This window comes from Klebsiella sp. GL120222-02 (assembly GCF_003097195.1).
Classification (GTDB): domain Bacteria; phylum Pseudomonadota; class Gammaproteobacteria; order Enterobacterales; family Enterobacteriaceae; genus Klebsiella; species Klebsiella variicola.
Window position 1 is genome coordinate 268,387 of record NZ_QEQO01000003.1, and the last position, 18,887, is coordinate 287,273.

At 61.6% G+C, this 18,887-nt stretch carries 23 protein-coding genes; 21 read left to right on the top strand and 2 right to left on the bottom strand.

Going from position 1 to position 18,887, the window contains the following annotated elements; genetic code table 11:
• Window positions 1-9 precede the first annotated feature (9 nt).
• The 18 genes from pduD (at window position 10) to N438_RS11315 (ending at window position 13,999) form a co-directional block, all read left to right on the top strand.
• The gene (pduD, locus tag N438_RS11230) at window positions 10-690 is read left to right on the top strand and encodes a propanediol dehydratase medium subunit PduD (protein ID WP_016161755.1); all 681 of its coding nucleotides are present in this window, start codon (window positions 10-12) and stop codon (window positions 688-690) included.
• A gap of 14 nt (window positions 691-704) precedes the next feature.
• Window positions 705-1,229 (top strand): propanediol dehydratase small subunit PduE, encoded by a 525-nt coding sequence (gene pduE, locus N438_RS11235; RefSeq protein ID WP_008806303.1) that lies wholly within the window; start codon window positions 705-707, stop codon window positions 1,227-1,229.
• A 12-nt stretch (window positions 1,230-1,241) separates the two neighbouring features.
• Complete coding sequence (locus tag N438_RS11240) at window positions 1,242-3,074, top strand: diol dehydratase reactivase subunit alpha (RefSeq protein ID WP_016161756.1); 1,833 nt, start codon at window positions 1,242-1,244, stop codon at window positions 3,072-3,074.
• A complete protein-coding gene (locus tag N438_RS11245; protein WP_023298162.1) occupies window positions 3,064-3,414 on the top strand; it encodes a glycerol dehydratase reactivase beta/small subunit family protein in 351 nt (116 codons plus the stop codon). Before N438_RS11240 ends, N438_RS11245 begins: the two co-directional genes overlap by 11 nt.
• An 18-nt stretch (window positions 3,415-3,432) precedes the next feature.
• A complete protein-coding gene (gene pduJ, locus N438_RS11250; protein WP_002915806.1) occupies window positions 3,433-3,708 on the top strand; it encodes a propanediol utilization microcompartment protein PduJ in 276 nt (91 codons plus the stop codon).
• A gap of 21 nt (window positions 3,709-3,729) precedes the next feature.
• Window positions 3,730-4,197: a BMC domain-containing protein gene (locus tag N438_RS11255; RefSeq protein WP_012967299.1), complete on the top strand. Its 468-nt coding sequence runs from the start codon at window positions 3,730-3,732 to the stop codon at window positions 4,195-4,197.
• Complete coding sequence (locus N438_RS11260; protein WP_008806307.1) at window positions 4,197-4,829, top strand: phosphate propanoyltransferase; 633 nt, start codon at window positions 4,197-4,199, stop codon at window positions 4,827-4,829. Before N438_RS11255 ends, N438_RS11260 begins: the two co-directional genes overlap by 1 nt.
• Window positions 4,826-5,317, top strand: coding sequence for a microcompartment protein PduM (gene pduM, locus N438_RS11265; protein WP_049139872.1), 492 nt, complete (start codon window positions 4,826-4,828; stop codon window positions 5,315-5,317). The genes N438_RS11260 and pduM overlap by 4 nt, the downstream gene beginning before the upstream one ends.
• A 3-nt stretch (window positions 5,318-5,320) precedes the next feature.
• Entirely contained in the window at window positions 5,321-5,596 is a 276-nt protein-coding gene (locus tag N438_RS11270) for a EutN/CcmL family microcompartment protein (RefSeq protein WP_008806309.1), read from the top strand.
• 10 nt (window positions 5,597-5,606) lie between these two features.
• Complete coding sequence (gene pduO, locus N438_RS11275) at window positions 5,607-6,623, top strand: two-domain cob(I)yrinic acid a,c-diamide adenosyltransferase PduO (protein WP_049139874.1); 1,017 nt, start codon at window positions 5,607-5,609, stop codon at window positions 6,621-6,623.
• A complete protein-coding gene (gene pduP / locus N438_RS11280) occupies window positions 6,620-8,005 on the top strand; it encodes a CoA-acylating propionaldehyde dehydrogenase PduP (RefSeq protein ID WP_032755433.1) in 1,386 nt (461 codons plus the stop codon). Before pduO ends, pduP begins: the two co-directional genes overlap by 4 nt.
• A gap of 11 nt (window positions 8,006-8,016) precedes the next feature.
• Window positions 8,017-9,129, top strand: coding sequence for a 1-propanol dehydrogenase PduQ (pduQ, locus tag N438_RS11285; protein ID WP_110199829.1), 1,113 nt, complete (start codon window positions 8,017-8,019; stop codon window positions 9,127-9,129).
• Window positions 9,126-10,478 carry a 4Fe-4S dicluster domain-containing protein gene (locus N438_RS11290; RefSeq protein WP_016161760.1) on the top strand — a complete coding sequence of 451 codons (1,353 nt, stop codon included), beginning with the start codon at window positions 9,126-9,128 and terminating at the stop codon, window positions 10,476-10,478. The genes pduQ and N438_RS11290 overlap by 4 nt, the downstream gene beginning before the upstream one ends.
• 2 nt (window positions 10,479-10,480) lie before the next feature.
• Complete coding sequence (gene pduT, locus N438_RS11295; RefSeq protein WP_023298168.1) at window positions 10,481-11,035, top strand: propanediol utilization microcompartment protein PduT; 555 nt, start codon at window positions 10,481-10,483, stop codon at window positions 11,033-11,035.
• On the top strand, window positions 11,035-11,385 hold the full coding sequence (pduU, locus tag N438_RS11300) for a propanediol utilization microcompartment protein PduU (protein ID WP_016161761.1): 351 nt from the start codon (window positions 11,035-11,037) through the stop codon (window positions 11,383-11,385). The genes pduT and pduU overlap by 1 nt, the downstream gene beginning before the upstream one ends.
• Window positions 11,386-11,389: 4 nt before the next feature.
• Window positions 11,390-11,830 (top strand): propanediol utilization protein PduV, encoded by a 441-nt coding sequence (gene pduV / locus N438_RS11305; RefSeq protein WP_116696299.1) that lies wholly within the window; start codon window positions 11,390-11,392, stop codon window positions 11,828-11,830.
• Window positions 11,827-13,041, top strand: coding sequence for an acetate/propionate family kinase (locus N438_RS11310; RefSeq protein WP_046621770.1), 1,215 nt, complete (start codon window positions 11,827-11,829; stop codon window positions 13,039-13,041). Before pduV ends, N438_RS11310 begins: the two co-directional genes overlap by 4 nt.
• A 91-nt stretch (window positions 13,042-13,132) precedes the next feature.
• A complete protein-coding gene (locus tag N438_RS11315) occupies window positions 13,133-13,999 on the top strand; it encodes an L-threonine kinase (RefSeq protein ID WP_032691454.1) in 867 nt (288 codons plus the stop codon).
• 3 nt (window positions 14,000-14,002) lie between these two features.
• Here N438_RS11315 and cobD read toward each other — a convergent pair whose 3' ends face one another.
• Window positions 14,003-15,079 (bottom strand): threonine-phosphate decarboxylase CobD, encoded by a 1,077-nt coding sequence (cobD, locus tag N438_RS11320; RefSeq protein WP_032733763.1) that lies wholly within the window; start codon window positions 15,077-15,079, stop codon window positions 14,003-14,005.
• Between the two features lie 17 nt (window positions 15,080-15,096).
• Window positions 15,097-16,350 (bottom strand): N-acetylmuramoyl-L-alanine amidase AmiC, encoded by a 1,254-nt coding sequence (gene amiC, locus N438_RS11325; RefSeq protein WP_008806319.1) that lies wholly within the window; start codon window positions 16,348-16,350, stop codon window positions 15,097-15,099.
• Window positions 16,351-16,577: 227 nt separating this feature from the next.
• On the opposite strand from amiC, the gene argA reads away from it, so the two are divergent.
• The 3 genes from argA to N438_RS11340 all read left to right on the top strand — a co-directional run bounded on the left by argA (window position 16,578) and on the right by N438_RS11340 (window position 18,850).
• Complete coding sequence (gene argA, locus N438_RS11330; RefSeq protein ID WP_004149616.1) at window positions 16,578-17,909, top strand: amino-acid N-acetyltransferase; 1,332 nt, start codon at window positions 16,578-16,580, stop codon at window positions 17,907-17,909.
• A 231-nt stretch (window positions 17,910-18,140) separates the two neighbouring features.
• Window positions 18,141-18,455: a hypothetical protein gene (locus tag N438_RS11335; protein ID WP_049153381.1), complete on the top strand. Its 315-nt coding sequence runs from the start codon at window positions 18,141-18,143 to the stop codon at window positions 18,453-18,455.
• 74 nt (window positions 18,456-18,529) lie between these two features.
• A complete protein-coding gene (locus tag N438_RS11340) occupies window positions 18,530-18,850 on the top strand; it encodes a hypothetical protein (protein ID WP_023340690.1) in 321 nt (106 codons plus the stop codon).
• Window positions 18,851-18,887 lie beyond the last annotated feature (37 nt).

The window sequence follows — 18,887 nt, forward strand, 5'->3', positions numbered from 1 at the left end:
GGGTGAAAAATGGAAATTAACGAAACGCTGCTGCGCCAGATTATCGAAGAGGTGCTGTCGGAGATGAAATCAGGCGCAGATAAGCCAGTCTCCTTTAGCGCGCCTGCCGCTTCCGTCGCGTCGGCCGCTGTTGCGCCTGTGTCCAGCGACAGCTTCCTGACGGAAATCGGCGAAGCCAAACCCGGCACGCAGCAGGATGAAGTCATCATTGCCGTCGGGCCCGCCTTTGGCCTGGCGCAAACCGCCAATATCGTCGGCATTCCGCATAAAAATATCCTGCGCGAAGTGATCGCCGGCATTGAGGAAGAAGGCATCAAAGCCCGGGTGATCCGCTGCTTTAAATCTTCTGACGTCGCCTTCGTGGCGGTGGAAGGCAACCGCCTGAGCGGCTCCGGCATCTCGATCGGTATTCAGTCGAAAGGCACCACCGTCATCCACCAGCGGGGCCTGCCGCCGCTTTCCAATCTGGAACTCTTCCCGCAGGCGCCGCTGCTGACCCTGGAAACCTACCGCCAGATTGGCAAAAACGCCGCGCGCTACGCCAAACGCGAGTCGCCACAGCCAGTGCCGACGCTCAACGATCAGATGGCTCGTCCCAAATACCAGGCGAAGTCGGCCATTTTGCACATTAAAGAGACCAAATACGTAGTGACCGGCAAAAACCCGCAGGAACTGCGCATGGCGCTTTAACAAAGGATATCCCGATGAATACCGACGCAATTGAATCCATGGTACGCGACGTGCTGAGCCGGATGAACAGCCTACAGGACGGGGCAACGCCCGCGCCAGCCGCACCGACAAACGACACCGCTCGCCAGCCTAAAGTCAGCGACTACCCGTTAGCCACCCGCCATCCGGAGTGGGTCAAAACCGCTACCAATAAAACGCTCGATGACCTGACGCTGGAGAACGTATTAAGCGATCGCGTTACGGCGCAGGACATGCGCATTACCCCGGAAACGCTGCGGATGCAGGCGGCGATCGCCCAGGATGCCGGACGCGATCGGCTGGCGATGAACTTTGAGCGGGCCGCCGAGCTCACCGCGGTTCCCGACGACCGGATCCTTGAGATCTACAACGCCCTGCGCCCATACCGTTCCACCCAGGCGGAGCTACTGGCGATCGCTGACGACCTGGAGCATCGCTACCAGGCCCGGATCTGTGCCGCCTTTGTTCGGGAAGCGGCCGGGCTGTACGTCGAGCGTAAGAAACTGAAAGGCGACGATTAACAGGGGGCAAGCATGCGCTATATCGCTGGCATTGATATTGGCAACTCATCGACAGAGGTCGCCCTGGCGACGGTCGATGACGCAGGTGTGCTGAACATCCGCCACAGCGCGCTGGCTGAAACCACCGGTATTAAAGGCACATTACGTAATGTGTTCGGTATTCAGGAGGCGCTAACACAGGCGGCAAAAGCGGCAGGCATTCAGGTCAGCGATATCTCGCTTATTCGCATTAACGAAGCCACGCCGGTCATTGGCGATGTGGCGATGGAGACCATCACGGAAACCATCATCACCGAGTCCACCATGATCGGCCACAACCCGAAGACACCCGGCGGCGTCGGACTGGGGGTCGGCATCACCATCACACCGGAGGCGCTGCTGTCCTGCGCTGCGGACGCCCCCTATATTCTGGTGGTCTCCTCAGCCTTTGACTTTGCCGATGTCGCTGCGATGGTCAATGCGGCGACGGCAGCGGGCTATCAGATTTCCGGCATTATTTTGCAGCAGGATGACGGCGTGCTGGTCAATAACCGGCTACAGCAACCGCTGCCGGTGATCGATGAAGTTCAGCATATCGACCGTATTCCACTTGGCATGCTGGCGGCCGTCGAGGTCGCTTTACCCGGCAAGATTATCGAAACGCTCTCCAACCCCTATGGTATTGCCACCGTTTTCAATCTCAACGCCGAAGAGACCAAAAATATCGTGCCAATGGCGCGGGCGCTGATTGGCAATCGTTCGGCCGTAGTGGTGAAAACCCCCTCCGGCGACGTCAAGGCACGGACTATTCCGGCGGGGAATCTGCTGCTCATCGCTCAGGGGCGCAGCGTACAGGTTGATGTGGCCGCCGGGGCGGAAGCCATCATGAAGGCGGTTGACGGCTGCGGCAAACTGGACAACGTCGCGGGAGAAGCGGGCACCAATATCGGCGGCATGCTTGAGCATGTGCGCCAGACCATGGCTGAGCTTACCAATAAGCCAGCTCAGGAGATCCGCATTCAGGATCTGCTGGCCGTTGATACGGCGGTGCCAGTCAGCGTGACCGGTGGCCTGGCGGGGGAGTTCTCGCTGGAGCAGGCGGTGGGTATCGCCTCGATGGTCAAGTCGGATCGCCTGCAGATGGCCCTGATCGCCCGTGAAATTGAGCACAAACTGCAGATTGCGGTTCAGGTGGGTGGCGCTGAGGCGGAAGCGGCCATTCTCGGGGCGCTCACCACTCCCGGCACCACGCGCCCGCTGGCGATCCTCGATCTGGGCGCCGGGTCGACCGACGCCTCCATTATCAATGCGCAAGGAGAGATCAGCGCCACTCACCTGGCCGGCGCCGGCGATATGGTCACGATGATCATCGCCCGCGAGCTGGGGCTTGAGGACCGCTACCTGGCGGAAGAGATCAAAAAATATCCGCTGGCAAAAGTCGAAAGCCTGTTTCATCTGCGTCATGAAGACGGCAGCGTCCAGTTTTTTCCGTCGGCCTTACCACCGGCGGTATTTGCCCGCGTCTGCGTGGTGAAACCGGATGAACTGGTTCCCCTGCCCGGCGATCTGCCGCTGGAGAAAGTGCGCGCCATTCGCCGTAGCGCCAAATCACGCGTCTTTGTCACCAACGCCCTGCGGGCGTTACGCCAGGTGAGCCCTACCGGCAACATTCGCGACATCCCGTTCGTAGTGCTGGTGGGCGGCTCGTCCCTCGATTTCGAGATCCCCCAGCTGGTCACCGACGCGCTGGCGCACTACCGGCTGGTTGCCGGGCGCGGCAACATCCGCGGCAGTGAAGGCCCGCGCAATGCGGTCGCCAGCGGATTACTCCTTGCCTGGCAAAAAGGAGGTACGCATGGAGAGTAGCCTCGTCACCCCCGCCATCGTCATTGCGGTCACTGACGAATGCAGCGAACAGTGGCGCGATGTCCTGCTGGGCATTGAAGAGGAAGGCATTCCTTTCGTTCTGCAACCGCGGACCGGCGGCGATCTTGTCCATCACGCCTGGCAGGCGGCGCAGCGTTCGCCGCTGCTGGTGGGCATCGCCTGCGACCGGGAACAGCTCATCGTGCACTACAAAAATTTACCCGCATCAACTCCGCTGTTTTCGCTGAGGTATCACCAGGACAGGCTGGCCCGGCGAAACACTGGCAACAATGCGGCTCGTCTCGTCAAAGGGATCCCATTTCGGGATCGCCATGCTTAATCCACAGGAGAACACAATATGAATAACGCACTAGGACTGGTTGAAACGAAAGGCCTGGTTGGCGCCATTGAAGCCGCTGATGCAATGGTGAAATCCGCCAACGTGCAGTTGATTGGTTACGAAAAAATTGGCTCCGGGCTGATTACCGTGATGGTCCGCGGAGACGTCGGTGCAGTGAAAGCCGCCGTTGACGCCGGGAGCGCGGCGGCCAGCGTGGTCGGCGAGGTCAAGTCCAGCCATGTGATCCCACGCCCGCACAGCGATGTTGAGGCCATTCTGCCGAAATCCGTCTGACCTTGAAACAAGGAGCACTGCGTGAAGCAATCACTGGGATTACTTGAGGTCAGCGGCCTGGCCCTGGCCATCACCTGCGCCGACGCCATGGCGAAAGCGGCCGCCATCACGCTGCTCGCCCTGGAAAAGACCAACGGCTCCGGCTGGATGGTGGTGAAGATCGCCGGTGATGTGGCCTCTGTCCAGGCGGCGGTGATGACCGGGGCCGAACTCGCCGACCGGCAGCAGGGGCTGGTGGCGCAGAAGGTTATCGCCAGGCCCGGCGCAGGCCTGCTGCCAGCCCGCGTCGAAGCGCCTTCACCAGCACCTGACGCTGCTCTGGAAGAGGAGAACGCCACCGTAATGGATGAGCGCAGAGATCCCGCAGACACCCTCCCCCGCCCTGCGGAGCAGGTGACCTGCAACCTGTGCCTGGACCCGCACTGTCCACGGCAAAAAGGCGAACCTCGCTCGCAGTGCCTGCACGCCGGTAAACGAGGTGACGCGTAATGGATAAACAACAGCTGGCTTCAACAGTCAACAAAGTGCTGGATGAGATGCGCCAGCGTCCCATCCCTATCGGTATCTCCAGTCGCCATATCCATTTAGCGGCGGCTGACTACGCCAGGCTCTTTCCCGCTCAGCCTATCCAGCCGAAAAAAGCGCTGCTGCAGCCCGGACAGTATGCTGCAGAGCAGACGGTGACCCTGGTTGGCCCCAAAGGACGATTAAACAACGTGCGCCTGCTCGGCCCTTTGCGCCAGACCAGCCAGGTGGAAATCTCACGCACCGACGCCCGGACCCTCGGTATCGCCGCGCCGCTGCGCATGTCCGGCAATCTGCAGGACACGCCGGGGATCCGCCTGATAAGCCCCTTTGCCGAACTGGAGCTGAGCAGCGGGACGATCGTCGCCCAACGACATATTCATATGTCCCCGCTCGATGCCCTGATCCTGCGCGTCGCCCATGGCGATAGCGTCGCGGTGGCGATCGAAGGCAGCGACAGGCGGCTTATCTTCGACAATGTAGCGGTCCGCGTAGCCCCGGATATGCGTCTTGAGATGCACATCGATACTGACGAAGCCAATGCGGCAGGCGCTGACGCTGCGCAGGCCTGGGCTACGCTGGTGACGAAGCCATGAACCACGCGATGCTGCAGCGTATCGTCGAAGAGGTCGCCGCCCGCCTGCGTCGTCGCGCCCGGAGTACGGCCACGCTCAGCGTGGCCCAGCTCGGCGAAGCGGATATCCACAGCCTGCTGTGCCAGCACGCTTCGCTGCGCATCGTGCAGGTGGATTTACCGCTGCTGGAGCAGCTTACCGGCCAGCGCGCACTGACGGCCGCCGGTTGCGCGTTGCATGAGGCGATGGCCTGGGGCGTTCGGGTACAGCTAACGCTGCTTCCCGCCCTGCTCCCCGCGCTGGCGGTAAAAAAACTCGCCCGTTTGCCGCTGACGTTCAGCGACCCGCCTGGCCAGCCCGTCAGACTTCACGCCGCGTCGGTGCTCACCTACGCCGATGTAGCCCGCCTCCACGGAGGTTATCTGGTGCTGCGCCGCCGCCCCATTATCACCGCCCTCGCCCGCGAAGCGGCCGTCGCGCGGCATGTTCAATTGATTACGCAGGAGTGAACTATGCATCTGGCACGCGTGACCGGCGCCGTCGTCTCGACGCAAAAATCGCCCTCTCTGAACGGCAAAAAACTGCTGCTGGTACGCCGGGTAAGCACAGACGACGAACATCCATTTCCGCCCGCGAGCGGCGATGAAGTGGCGGTAGATTCGGTTGGCGCTGGCGTCGGCGAGCTGGTGCTGCTCTGCAGCGGCTCGAGCGCACGCCACGTCTTTAGCGGCCCGAATGAGGCTATCGATCTTGCCGTTGTGGGCATTGTTGACTCACTTTCACGCTAAGGGGGCGCCTGTGGCTATTTATACCCGAACCGGCGATGCCGGCAGTACATCACTCTTTACCGGCCAGCGGGTCAGCAAGACGCATCCGCGCGTCGAAGCCTACGGCACCCTGGATGAACTGAACGCGGTGCTGAGCCTGTGCGTCTGCGCCGTCGCTGAAGAGGAACATCGCGTCCTGCTCGAAGCCCTGCAGCAACATATTTTCTGGTTCAGCGCGGAGCTCGCCAGCGACAGCGAACAGCCATCACCGGGTAAGCGCTATATCAGCAGCGAAGAGATTGCCCTGCTGGAGCAGACCATCGATCGCGAGATGGCCCGCGTGCCGGCGCTGCACCAGTTTGTGTTGCCCGGACGGTGCGAAGCCGCCAGTCGTCTGCACCTGGCCCGCACCGTTTCCCGTCGGGCGGAGCGCCGGCTGGTCGAGCTGGCGGCAGAGGTCACTATCCGTCAGATACTGCTGCGTTATCTGAACCGCTTATCTGACTGCCTGTATGCCCTGGCGCGCAGCGAGGATCAGGCCGATCACCAGCGCCGCCTCGTGGCGGAGATTGCCGCCCGCTACCTGGCCGCCAGCGGGTCGCCTGCGTCCGACGCGCCCAAAGCCCAGGCCGGGTCGCTCTCCTTTCACGAGCTGCATCAGCTTACCCGTCAGGCTATCGAACACGCCCGCCAGCTGCAGGTGCCGGTGGTGGTGAGCATCGTTGACGCACACGGTACCGAAACCGTGACCTGGCGAATGCCCGATGCGCTGCTGGTCAGCAGCGAGCTGGCGCCGAAAAAAGCCTGGACCGCCGTCGCCATGAAAACCGCCACCCACGAGCTCGCGACGACCGTACAGCCAGGCGCTGCGCTGTACGGTCTGGAGAGCCATCTGCAGGGCAAAGTCGTCACCTTTGGCGGCGGATATCCGCTGTGGCGCGATGGCCAGCTAATAGCCGGCCTCGGGATTAGCGGCGGCAGCATCGAGCAGGATATGGCTATTGCACAGGCTGCTATGGCGGCCATTAACGTGAGAACACATCAATGAATACAGCAGAACTGGAAACCCTTATCCGCACCATTCTCAGCGAAAAGCTCGCGCCCGCCCCCGTTTCTCAGGAACAGCAGGGCATTTTCCGCGACGTCGGCAGCGCCATCGACGCCGCCCATCAGGCTTTTCTCCGCTATCAGCAGTGTCCGCTAAAAACCCGCAGCGCCATTATCAGCGCGCTGCGGGAGACGCTGGCCCCCGAGCTGGCGACGCTGGCGGAGGAGAGCGCCACGGAAACCGGCATGGGCAACAAAGAAGATAAATATCTGAAAAATAAAGCTGCCCTTGAGAACACACCGGGCATTGAGGATCTCACTACCAGCGCCCTCACCGGCGATGGCGGGATGGTGCTGTTTGAGTACTCACCGTTCGGGGTTATTGGCGCCGTGGCGCCCAGCACCAACCCAACGGAAACCATTATCAACAACAGTATCAGCATGCTGGCGGCGGGTAACAGCGTCTATTTCAGCCCCCATCCCGGCGCGAAAAAGGTCTCGTTAACGCTTATCGCCAGGATCGAAGAGATCGCCTACCGCTGCAGCGGGATCCGTAACCTGGTGGTGACCGTTGCCGAGCCGACCTTTGAAGCCACCCAGCAAATGATGGCCCACCCGCTGATTGCCGTTCTGGCTATCACCGGCGGCCCTGGCATTGTGGCGATGGGCATGAAAAGCGGTAAAAAAGTGATCGGCGCTGGCGCCGGCAATCCGCCGTGCATCGTTGATGAAACGGCCGATCTCGTCAAAGCCGCCGAAGATATCATCAGCGGCGCCGCCTTCGATTACAACCTGCCCTGTATCGCCGAAAAAAGCCTGATCGTCGTCGCCTCCGTCGCTGACCGCCTGATCCAGCAGATGCAGGATTTTGACGCGCTGCTGTTGAGCCCGCAGGAGACCGATACCCTGCGCGCCGTCTGCCTGCCCGACGGCGCGGCGAATAAAAAACTGGTTGGTAAGAGCCCGGCTGAGCTGCTGGCGGCCGCCGGTCTCGCCGTCCCTTCCCGCCCCCCTCGCCTGCTGATAGCCGAGGTGCAGGCGAACGACCCCTGGGTGACCTGCGAGCAACTGATGCCGGTGCTGCCGATCGTCCGGGTCGCCGATTTTGATAGCGCCCTGGCCCTGGCCCTGCGCGTTGAGGAGGGTCTGCACCACACCGCCATTATGCACTCGCAGAATGTCTCGCGGCTCAATCTGGCGGCACGCACGCTGCAGACCTCCATTTTTGTCAAAAATGGTCCGTCTTACGCGGGTATCGGCGTCGGCGGCGAAGGGTTTACCACCTTCACCATCGCCACGCCAACCGGAGAAGGCACCACCTCCGCGCGGACGTTCGCCCGCCTGCGGCGCTGCGTGTTGACCAACGGTTTTTCCATTCGCTAGCCGGGGGCGCCATGCACACCTTTTCTCTGCAAACGCGCCTCTACAGCGGCCCGGGCAGCCTGGCCGCGCTGCAGCGCTTTAGCCATCAGCACATCTGGATCGTCTGCGACGGCTTCCTGGCGCGCTCGCCGCTGTTCGAGCGGCTGCGCGCCGCGCTGCCCGCCAGCAACCGCGTCAGCGTGTTCAGTGATATTACACCGGATCCGACCATTCACACCGTGGCGAAAGGGATAGCGCAGATGCAGGCCCTGCGTCCGCAGGTGGTGATCGGCTTCGGCGGCGGCTCGGCGATGGACGCCGCCAAGGCGATCGTCTGGTTCAGCCAGCAGGGCGGGCTGCCTGTCGACACCTGCGTGGCGATCCCCACCACCAGCGGTACCGGGTCGGAAGTGACCAGCGCCTGCGTCATCAGCGACCCGGAAAAAGGGATCAAGTATCCGCTGTTCCATGAGGCGCTCTGTCCCGACATGGCGATCCTTGACCCAACGCTGGTGGTCAGCGTACCGCCCACCATCACAGCCCATACCGGGCTGGACGTCCTGACCCACGCCCTTGAGGCATGGGTATCGCCGCAGGCCACCGATTTTACCGATGCACTGGCGGAAAAAGCCGCCAGGCTGGTATTTCGCGCCCTGCCCGTTGCGGTTCGCCAGGGCGACTGCGTTGCGACCCGCAGCAAAATGCACAATGCTTCAACCCTTGCCGGCATGGCCTTTAGCCAGGCTGGCCTTGGGCTCAATCATGCTATCGCCCATCAGCTTGGCGGCCAGTTTCACCTCCCCCATGGCCTGGCCAACGCGCTGCTGCTGACCGCGGTGATCCGCTTTAACGCCGGCGAGCCGCGAGCGGCGAAGCGCTATGCGCGCCTGGCCAGGGCCTGCCGGTTCTGCCCGCCGGAAGCTGGCGAACAGGAGGCTCTCCAGGCGCTGATTGCCGCGGTGGAAACACTGAAACAGCAGTGCGCCATTCCCACCCTCAAGGGCGCCTTGCAGGAAAAATATCCCCTTTTCTTATCGCGAATTCCCGCCATGGTGCCGGCCGCGCTGGCCGACGCCACCCTGCGCACCAACCCGCGTCCGGCCGATGGCGCGGCCATCGCGCAACTGCTGGAGAGCCTGCAATGAGTGAAGCGATAGTGCCACTACCAGACATTGACGCGGCGGAGATCCGCGAGCGCGTCCGGGCCGCCGGCGTGGTGGGCGCCGGTGGGGCGGGCTTTCCGACCCACATCAAACTGCAGGCCCGGGTAGACACCGTGCTGGTGAACGCCGCTGAATGCGAACCGATGCTGAAGGTTGATCAACAGCTGATGGCGCAGCAGGCTGACCGGCTGATTCGCGGCCTGGGTTACGCAATGACCGCCACCGGCGCCCGGGAAGGGATCATTGCCCTGAAGGCGAAATATACTCCGGCGATTGCGGCGTTAACCCCGCGACTACCGGAATGGGCCCGGCTGCATATTCTGCCTGATGTCTATCCGGCCGGGGATGAGGTGCTCACTATCTGGCTGGCGACGGGGCGTCGCGTGCCGCCTGCCGCGCTGCCGGTCAGCGTCGGCGTAGTGGTCAATAACGTGCAGACGGTGCTCAATATCGCCAGAGCCGTGGAGCAGGGCTATCCGGTGACCCGCCGGACGTTGACCGTCAATGGCGCTGTCGCCCGTCCGCTGACGCTGACTGTCCCGCTGGGCATGTCGCTGCGCGAGGTGCTGGCCCTGGCCGGCGGCGCGACGGTTGCCGAACCGGGGTTTATCAACGGCGGTCCGATGATGGGCGCACTCATCACCTCCCTCGAGACACCGGTCACCAAAACCACCGGCGGCCTGCTGGTGCTTCCGGGCAACCATCCGTTGATCCAGCGGCGGCGGCAGGATGAGCACACCCTGCTCGCCATCGCCCGCACCGTCTGTGAGCAGTGCCGCTTATGCACGGATTTATGCCCCCGGCACCTGATCGGCCATGAGCTTTCTCCCCACCTGCTGGTGCGGGCGGTGAACTATCGCCAGGCGGCCACCCCGTCGCTGCTGCTCAGCGCCCTGACCTGCTCGGAGTGCAACGTTTGCGAGAGCGTCGCCTGCCCGGTGGGGATTTCCCCCATGCGCATCAACCGTCTGCTGAAACGTGAGCTGAGGGCGAAAAACCTGCGCTACGAGGGACCGCTACGTCCGGCGGACGAGATGGCGAAGCACCGCCTGGTGCCGGTCAAACGGCTCATCAGCAAACTGGGGCTTGATCCCTGGTATCAGGAGGCGCCGCTGACGGCGGTGGAGCCGGAGGTGGGCTGCGTCACCCTGCCGCTGCGCCAGCATATCGGCATCAGCGCCGTGCCCTGCGTCGCACCGGGAGAGCGAGTAACGCGCGGCCAGCTGCTGGCAGACATCCCTGCCGACGCCCTCGGTGCGCCGGTACACGCCAGTATTGACGGCCAGGTCTCCGCCATCACGGAGCAGGCCATTACGCTTGTAAGAGGTTAATCATGACCCAGGCTATCGGAATTTTAGAACTGACCAGTATCGCCAGGGGAATGGAGCTGGGCGACGTCATGCTGAAAAGCGCGAACGTACAGCTCCTGCTCTGCAGAACCCTTTGTCCCGGGAAATTCCTGCTGATGCTCGGCGGCGACGTCGGCGCCGTGCAACAGGCAATCGCCGCCGGCACGGCGCGCGCCGGGGAGATGCTGGTGGACAGCCTGGTGCTGGCCAACATTCACCCCAGCGTACTGCCGGCGATCAGCGGACTCAACGTGGTCGAGCAGCGGCAGGCGGCGGGGATCGTCGAAACCTGGAGCGTGGCAGCGTGCATCAGCGCCGCCGACCGCGCGGTGAAAGCGGCCAACGTCACCCTGGTGCGCATCCATATGGCGTTTGGTATCGGCGGCAAGTGTTACATGGTGGTGGCTGGCGATATCGCCGATGTCGACAACGCCGTCACGGTGGCCAGCGACAGCGCAGGCGAGAAAGGATTACTGGTTTACCGGGCAGTGATCCCGCGACCGCACGACGCGCTGTGGCAACAGCTGATGGAGGGATAATGGAACCGCAAACCCCTACCGAACGCATGATCCAGGAGTATGTCCCGGGTAAACAGGTCACTCTGGCGCATCTCATCGCCAATCCGGGCAAAGATCTGTTCAAAAAGCTGGGCCTGCCGGACGCGGTCTCCGCCATCGGCATTCTCACCATTACCCCCAGTGAGGCATCAATTATCGCCTGCGACATCGCCACCAAGTCTGGCGCGGTGGAGATCGGCTTTCTCGATCGCTTCACCGGCGCGGTGGTGCTGACCGGCGATGTCTCCGCGGTGGAGTACGCGCTAAAGCAGGTTACGCGCACGCTCGGTGAGCTGATGCGCTTCACCGCCTGCCCGATCACACGGACCTGAGCCCATGAAACGCCTGATGCTTATCGGACCCAGCCAGTGCGGCAAAACCTCGCTGACCCAGGTATTGCATGGCGAAACCCTGCGTTATCAGAAAACGCAGGCCATCGTCTGGACGCCGACCGCCATCGACACCCCGGGGGAATATCTGGAAAACCGCTGCCTGTACAGCGCGCTGCTCACCAGCGCCTGCGAGGCCGATGTCATCGCGCTGGTACTGAATGCCGATGCGCCCTGGTCACCCTTTTCTCCGGGGTTTACCGCTCCGATGAACCGCCCGGTCATCGGGGTGATCACCAAAGCCGATTTGGCCGCCCCGCCCCGTCTGCAACAGGTCCGGGCATGGCTCGAGGCGGCAGGCGCCGAACATATCTTTATCACCAGCGCGTTAACCGGCGACGGGCTTGATGACCTGCTCGCCTGCCTGAACGTAGAGGAATATCAATGACCTATAAAATCATGGCGATCAACGCCGGCAGCTCCTCCCTGAAATTTCAGCTGCTTAACATGCCGCAGGGAGCGTTGCTCTGCCAGGGGCTGATCGAACGTATTGGCCTGCCCGAGGCCCGCTTCACGCTGAAAACGCCGACGCAGAAATGGCAGGAGACGCTGCCCATCGCCGATCACCATGAGGCAGTGACCCTGCTGCTGGAGGCGCTGACCGGCCGCGGGATCCTGAGCAGCCTGCAGGAAATAGACGGCGTTGGCCACCGCGTCGCCCACGGCGGCGAACGCTTCAAAGACGCCGCGCTGGTCTGCGACGACACCCTGCGGGAGATCGAACGCCTGGCGGAGCTGGCGCCGTTGCATAACCCGGTCAATGCGCTGGGCATTCGTCTTTTTCGCCAGCTGTTACCCGCGGTACCGGCGGTGGCAGTTTTTGATACCGCCTTTCACCAGACCCTGGCGCCGGAGGCCTGGCTCTATCCCCTGCCCTGGCGCTATTACGCCGAGCTGGGCATTCGCCGCTACGGTTTTCACGGCACCAGCCATCACTATGTCAGCAGCGCGCTGGCGGAAAAGCTGGGCGTACCGCTGAGCGCCCTGCGGGTAGTGAGCTGCCACCTGGGCAATGGCTGTAGCGTCTGCGCCATCAAAGGCGGGCAGTCGGTGAATACCTCAATGGGCTTTACTCCCCAGTCCGGGGTGATGATGGGCACCCGCAGCGGCGATATCGATCCGTCGATTCTTCCCTGGCTGGTGGAGAAAGAGGGGAAATCCGCCCTGCAGCTCAGCCAGTTGCTGAATAATGAATCCGGGCTGCTGGGCGTCTCCGGCGTGTCTTCTGATTACCGCGACGTCGAACAGGCAGCCGACGCCGGCAACGAAAGGGCGGCTCTGGCGCTGTCGCTGTTTGCCGAACGCATTCGCGCAACTATCGGCAGCTATATCATGCAGATGGGAGGTCTGGACGCGCTGATCTTTACCGGCGGCATAGGCGAGCATTCCGCCCGGGCGCGGGCGACGATCTGCCGCAATTTGCATTTTCTCGGCCTCGCACTGGACGACGAGAAAAACCAGCGGAGCGCGACCTTTATTCAGGCGGATAATGCGCTGGTCAAAGTGGCGGTGATCAACACCAATGAAGAGCTGATGATTGCCCGCGACGTCATGCGTCTTGCCTTGCCGCAGGCGCGCGAGCTGGCGGTGTCGGCCTAAACGACGTACCTCCTCTTGCGGAGAATCATGGTAACCGGCGGGTCGCCATGCCACTATGCGCCATGGCGAAGGTAAGCGGAAAGGTGAAAACGTGGCTGTTGCACAATGTCCCGCCTCGTGCGGAGAACTTATCCAGGGCTGGATCCTCGGCAGCGAGAAACTGGTCTCCTGCCCGGTGGACTGGTACAGCACCGTCGAGGTCGAGACCGGGGTGCCGCGAAAAGATGAGCGGCCGCTGTCACGGGCGATGGTCGACCAGTTGCTGGCCCACTGGGGCTACCCCCCAGCGCTGAGCCAGCAGATCCGCATCACCCTGCACTCAACGATCCCGGTGGCCAAAGGGATGGCCAGCAGCACCGCCGATATCGCTGCCACCGCCGTCGCCACCGCCCATCATCTGGGCCATCTACTGGATGAGCCGACGCTGGCGCGCCTGTGCGTCGCGCTGGAGCCTACCGACAGCACCCTGTTTCGCCAGCTGACGCTGTTCGACCATAATACCGCCGCCACGCAAATCGCCTGTCCCCCTCCGCCAGCGCTCGACCTGTTAGTACTGGAGAGCCCGCTGACGCTGCGCACCACCGACTACCACCAGCTGCCGCGCGAGGCGGGTCTGTTGGCTAACGCCTCCCGACTGCAGCTGGCGTGGGAGAAAGTGCAGCAGGCCTGCCACTGCGGCAGCCCACAGCTGCTGGGCGAAGCGGCGACCATCAGCGCCATCGCCAGCCAGCAGCTGTTGCCCAAACCGGGGTTTGACGCGCTACTGCAACTGGTGGAAAGCGCAGGATTGTATGGCCTTAATGTAGCGCACAGCGGCAGCGTCGTCGGCCTGCTGCTGGACCGCCGTCGTCATGACGTCGAATTTCTGCAATGGCGGCTGGCAGAGAGCGACATCGCCGCCCACTGGCCGCAGCAGCATCTGCTGGCGATGGTGCCCGGGGGCGTCACCCTGCAGTAGGCCTCAGGCCAGCGCCCGGCGCAGCGCCGCCAGCAGCTGGTCGTTTTCGCTGGCGCTACGGATCGCCACCCGGAAATAACGGCTATCCAACCCCGGGTAGTTGGCGCAGCTGCGGATCAGCACATGCTGGCGCAACAGGGCGTATTGCAGGTCAAGCCCTTGCCTGTCGCAGCGCAAGAACAGGTAGTTAGCACGCCCGGGCCACACGGTCAGCCCGGTAATCTCTTTCAGTCGTGAATAGAAACGCGCCCCCTCCTCCTGCAGCCACTGCCAGGTGGCCCGCTGATACGCCCGGTCCTGGAGAATAATTTCCCCGGCCAGGGCGGCATAGGCATTGATGGACCACGGCATTTGTCGCTCGCGCAGTCGGGCCACTGCCTGGGCGTCAGCGTTGAGCAGATAGCCGAGACGCAGCCCAGGAATGGCATAAAATTTGGTGAGAGAACGCAGAACCCAGACGTGCGGGTGCTGCGCCAGCAGAGGAATAAACCCCGGCTGGTCGGGGATAAAGTCGAGGAAGGCCTCATCGAGGATCAGGCTGATGTTCAGCGCCCGACAGCGCTGCGCAATGGCTTCCAGCAGGCCCCGCTCCGGCAGCAGGCCGGTGGGGTTATTCGGGGTGCAAAGAAACAGGCAGTCCAGCGCCGGAGTCAGGGCATCGAGGATGGCGTCAGTCAGCTGCCAGCCATCGCACTCCCTGAGGGCATACTCCACCACCTCGCAGTCCACCGTCTGCAGCGCCCGCCGGTACTCCGCGAAACCAGGAATGACGATCATCGCCCGCCGCGGCTTAAGGCCGTGGACGAGGGTGAAGATCGATTCAGTTTCGCCGTTGCCGGCAAGGATATGCGCCGCCGGCAGCTGATGGTGGGCAGCCAGCGCCTGATGCAGCTGTTGATATTCAACGTCAGGGTAGCGCTCGGCGCAGCCTGGGTTGTCGACGATCGCCTGCCTGAGCGAAGCTGGCATCCCCAGCGGATTGATGTTGGCGCTAAAATCCAGCAGCTCGCCGGGCGCAATACCCAGCAGGGCGGCGGCCTCGCGGATGTTACCGCCATGGGCGCTTTTCAGTAAGGCCATATCCCTTTCCTGTGTGGTTATCCGCGACGGGCCAGCGTCGCGCCGTCGGCGAAGTAGGCTTTAATCCCGGCGAGGATCGACTCGGCTACCTCCTGCTGGAATTTGGCCGTTTTCAGCTTCCGCTCTTCTTCCACGTTACTGATAAACGCCGTCTCCACCAGAATGGAGGGGATATCAGGCGCCTTCAGCACCGCAAAGCCCGCCTGCTCTACCCGATTCTTGTGCAGGTTATTGATATTGCCCATTTTCTCCAGCACCGCCTTGCCAAATTTGAGGCTGTCGGCGATGGTCAGGGACTGCACCATATCGAACATGGTGTGGTCGACATAGCGGTCGCCGCTCTTGCTGACCCCACCGATCAGATCCGAGGCATTCTGCGTCTGGGCGAGATATTTTGCCGCGGTACTGGTGGCCCCCCTGGTGGAGAGGGCAAACACTGAGGAACCGCTGGGCTGGCGGCTGGTAAAGGCGTCGGCGTGAATCGACACGAACAGGTCGGCGCGCTGCTTCTGCGCCTTGGCGACACGCACCTTCAACGGGATAAACACGTCTTCGTTGCGGGTCATATAGGCCTTCATATTGCCTTCTTTGTCGATCAGCGCCCGGAGGCGGCGGGCAATCTGCAGCACCACATCTTTCTCACGGGTGCGATACTTCCCCACGGCGCCGGAGTCTTCGCCGCCGTGTCCGGGATCGAGCATAATGACAATCGGCCGGTCACGCCCGGCTTTGCCCGGCTGCGGTCCGCTTTGCGCCGGCGGCACCTGACGCTCCAGATCGCCTTTGTTGTAATCCTCGAGCAGTGCCAGCAGCGGATCCTGAACATCGGTGGCGTTGGCGGGGTAGAGGTCCATCACCAGACGCTCTTTAAAGCCGGCCACCGGCGCGAGGGCAAACAGCTGCGGCTTAACGTTCTGCTTGAGCTCAAAAACCATGCGCACGGTTTGCGGATCAAACTGGCCCACGCGGGCGGACTGAATAAAGGGGTCGTCATCGCGGATCTGCCCCCCCATGCCCTTCAGCACAGAGTTAAGGTTAACCCCTTCCAGATCCACCACCACCCGCTCCGGGTTACTGAGGGCAAACTGCCGGTATTTCAGCACATGATTCGATTCTACCGTGACGCGCGTGTAGGTCGATGCTGGCCAGACGCGAACAGCGACCACCCGCGCATCGGCAGCCAGCCCCACAGGGCTCACGCTCATTAACCACATGGCGCCCGCGCCCTGCAGCAGACGGCGACGGCTTAATCCAGAGTTGTTTCCCGACATGCCACTCCCAAGCAATAAAAACGCATTTGTACCCAAAACAAACAGATTGACCAGAAACTTTAACGAAAGGCATATAACCTGTCATCTATAAAAGGGTAAACATTCATTGACACCCTGCGCCGGGTCACATGTTTTTCGTGGCTTAGCCTAAAATTGGCACTTGCGTTTAACAGCAAAACAGAATAAAAATACAATAATTACGAATAATCATGCATTGAGGGTTTGTCATGGTGAAGGAACGTCGCACTGAACTGGTAGAAGGATTCCGCCATTCTGTTCCCTATATTAATGCCCATCGGGGAAAAACGTTTGTCATCATGCTGGGCGGCGAAGCCATTGAGCATGAAAATTTCTCAAATATTGTCAATGACATAGGATTATTGCATAGCCTGGGCATTCGCCTGGTCGTGGTCTATGGCGCCCGCCCGCAGATTGACGCTAACCTCGCCGAGCACCACCACGAGCCGGTCTATCACAAGCAGACGCGAGTGACTGACGCTAAAACGCTTGAGCTGGTTAAGCAGGCGGCGGGGATGCTGCAGCTGGAGATCACCGCCCGCCTGTCGATGAGCCTCAACAACACCCCGCTGCAGGGGGCCCATATCAACGTTGTCAGCGGCAACTTTATCATCGCCCAGCCGCTGGGCGTCGATGACGGCGTCGATTATTGCCACAGCGGACGCATTCGCCGCATTGACGAAGAGGCGATTCATCGTCAGCTCGACAGCGGCGCCATTGTCCTGATGGGGCCGGTCGCGGTGTCGGTCACCGGCGAGAGCTTTAACCTGACTTCGGAAGAGATCGCCACCCAGCTGGCCATCAAGCTGAAGGCGGAGAAAATGATCGGCTTCTGTTCGTCGCAAGGGGTTTACAACCAGGCCGGAGAAATCGTCTCCGAACTGTTCCCTAATGAAGCGCAGGCCCGCGTCGAAGAGCTGGAAGCGGACGAAGATTATAACTCCGGCACCGTGCGCTTCCTGCGCGGGGCCGTGAAGGCCTGCCGCAGCGGCGTGCGGCGCTGCCACCTGATCAGCTATCAGGAAAATGGCGCGCTGCTGCAGGAGCTGTTCTCACGCGACGGCATCGGCACCCAGATCGTCATGGAGAGCGCGGAGCAGATCCGCCGGGCGACCATCAACGATATCGGCGGTATTCTTGAGCTGATAAGCCCGCTTGAGCAGCAGGGCATCCTGGTGCGCCGCTCCCGCGAGCAGCTGGAGATGGAGATCGACAAATTCACCATTATTCAGCGCGATAACACCACTATCGCCTGCGCTGCCCTCTATCCTTTCCCGGAAGAGAAGATCGGCGAAATGGCCTGCGTGGCGGTGCATCCGGATTACCGGAGCTCGTCGCGGGGAGAGGTGCTTCTGGAACGTATTGCCGCTCAGGCCAGACAGATGGGACTGAGCAAGCTGTTCGTGCTCACCACCCGCAGCATCCACTGGTTCCAGGAGCGCGGCTTCACGCCGGTGGATATCGACCTGCTGCCGGAGAGTAAAAAGCAGATGTATAACTATCAGCGCCGGTCGAAGGTGCTGATGGCCGACCTCGCTTAAGCCCTTCTTCACCCTTTCTAACGGCCCGGGATAGCGCGACGCTTATCGCTTTATCCTGGGCCGGTCTCCCGCCACGCTTCGCGCCAGCGCTCGTCTGCGGTACGCGGGCTAAATTCCTGGTTTCCGCGCAGACCATTTCTTTCTCGCTGGCTCACCGATATGCTACTGGCTGTCGACAGGACGTCGACTGGCGCCACGGCCGCCACCCGCCCTGCAAGGATCGCTGAAATAATGGAAACCAAACCGAACTGGCTGGTCAGACATATCAACCTCATTACCGCCACGGTCACCCTCTATCCGTGGTTGCTGATGATACTGCTCCTCTGGGATAACCAGCGCCATCATCAGCATGGTTATGCCGCACTCGGCGCCGCCATCGCGATATTATTCCTGCTGGCCCTGACGTCCGGCATGAATGTTCTCATCTCCTCGCTGGTGATTTTTGTTGCCCGCTGTTCCACCCCACCGCTGGCCAGCGGCGCGGCAGTCCGCTTTTTCGCGATGAATTCGATATCACTATTGTGGCTCGGACTGCTGGCCATATGACCTTAAAGCGCCCCTCCGTCATCATGATTCAGGCGAAACGCACGATAAATAATTCATTACGCTAAGGACAGATAATGACTAAGAAAAGGCAGCCCAACTGGGTGATCAGAAACATCAAAAACATCGTGCTGGTCATCTCCCTCTATCCCTGGGTACTGTTGCTGATAACGATGATGGCGGGTAGCGGAGGCCCCTCATCCGGTGCCATGGCGGCCGGGCTGATGGGGGTATTGCTGTTTATCGTCATGTCGATAGCCAACCTGATTATTTCACTGGTTGTTATCGTTATTGCCGATCTCTCAACGTCATCACTCCCCATGCGCTATGGGGCCTATTTTTGCGCCATGAACTCGATATCGGTGCTCTGGCTCATCCCCCTGGTCTTCAGCTACTGATTTTTCTGCCAGTCCGGGCAACGGGCTGCATTATTTT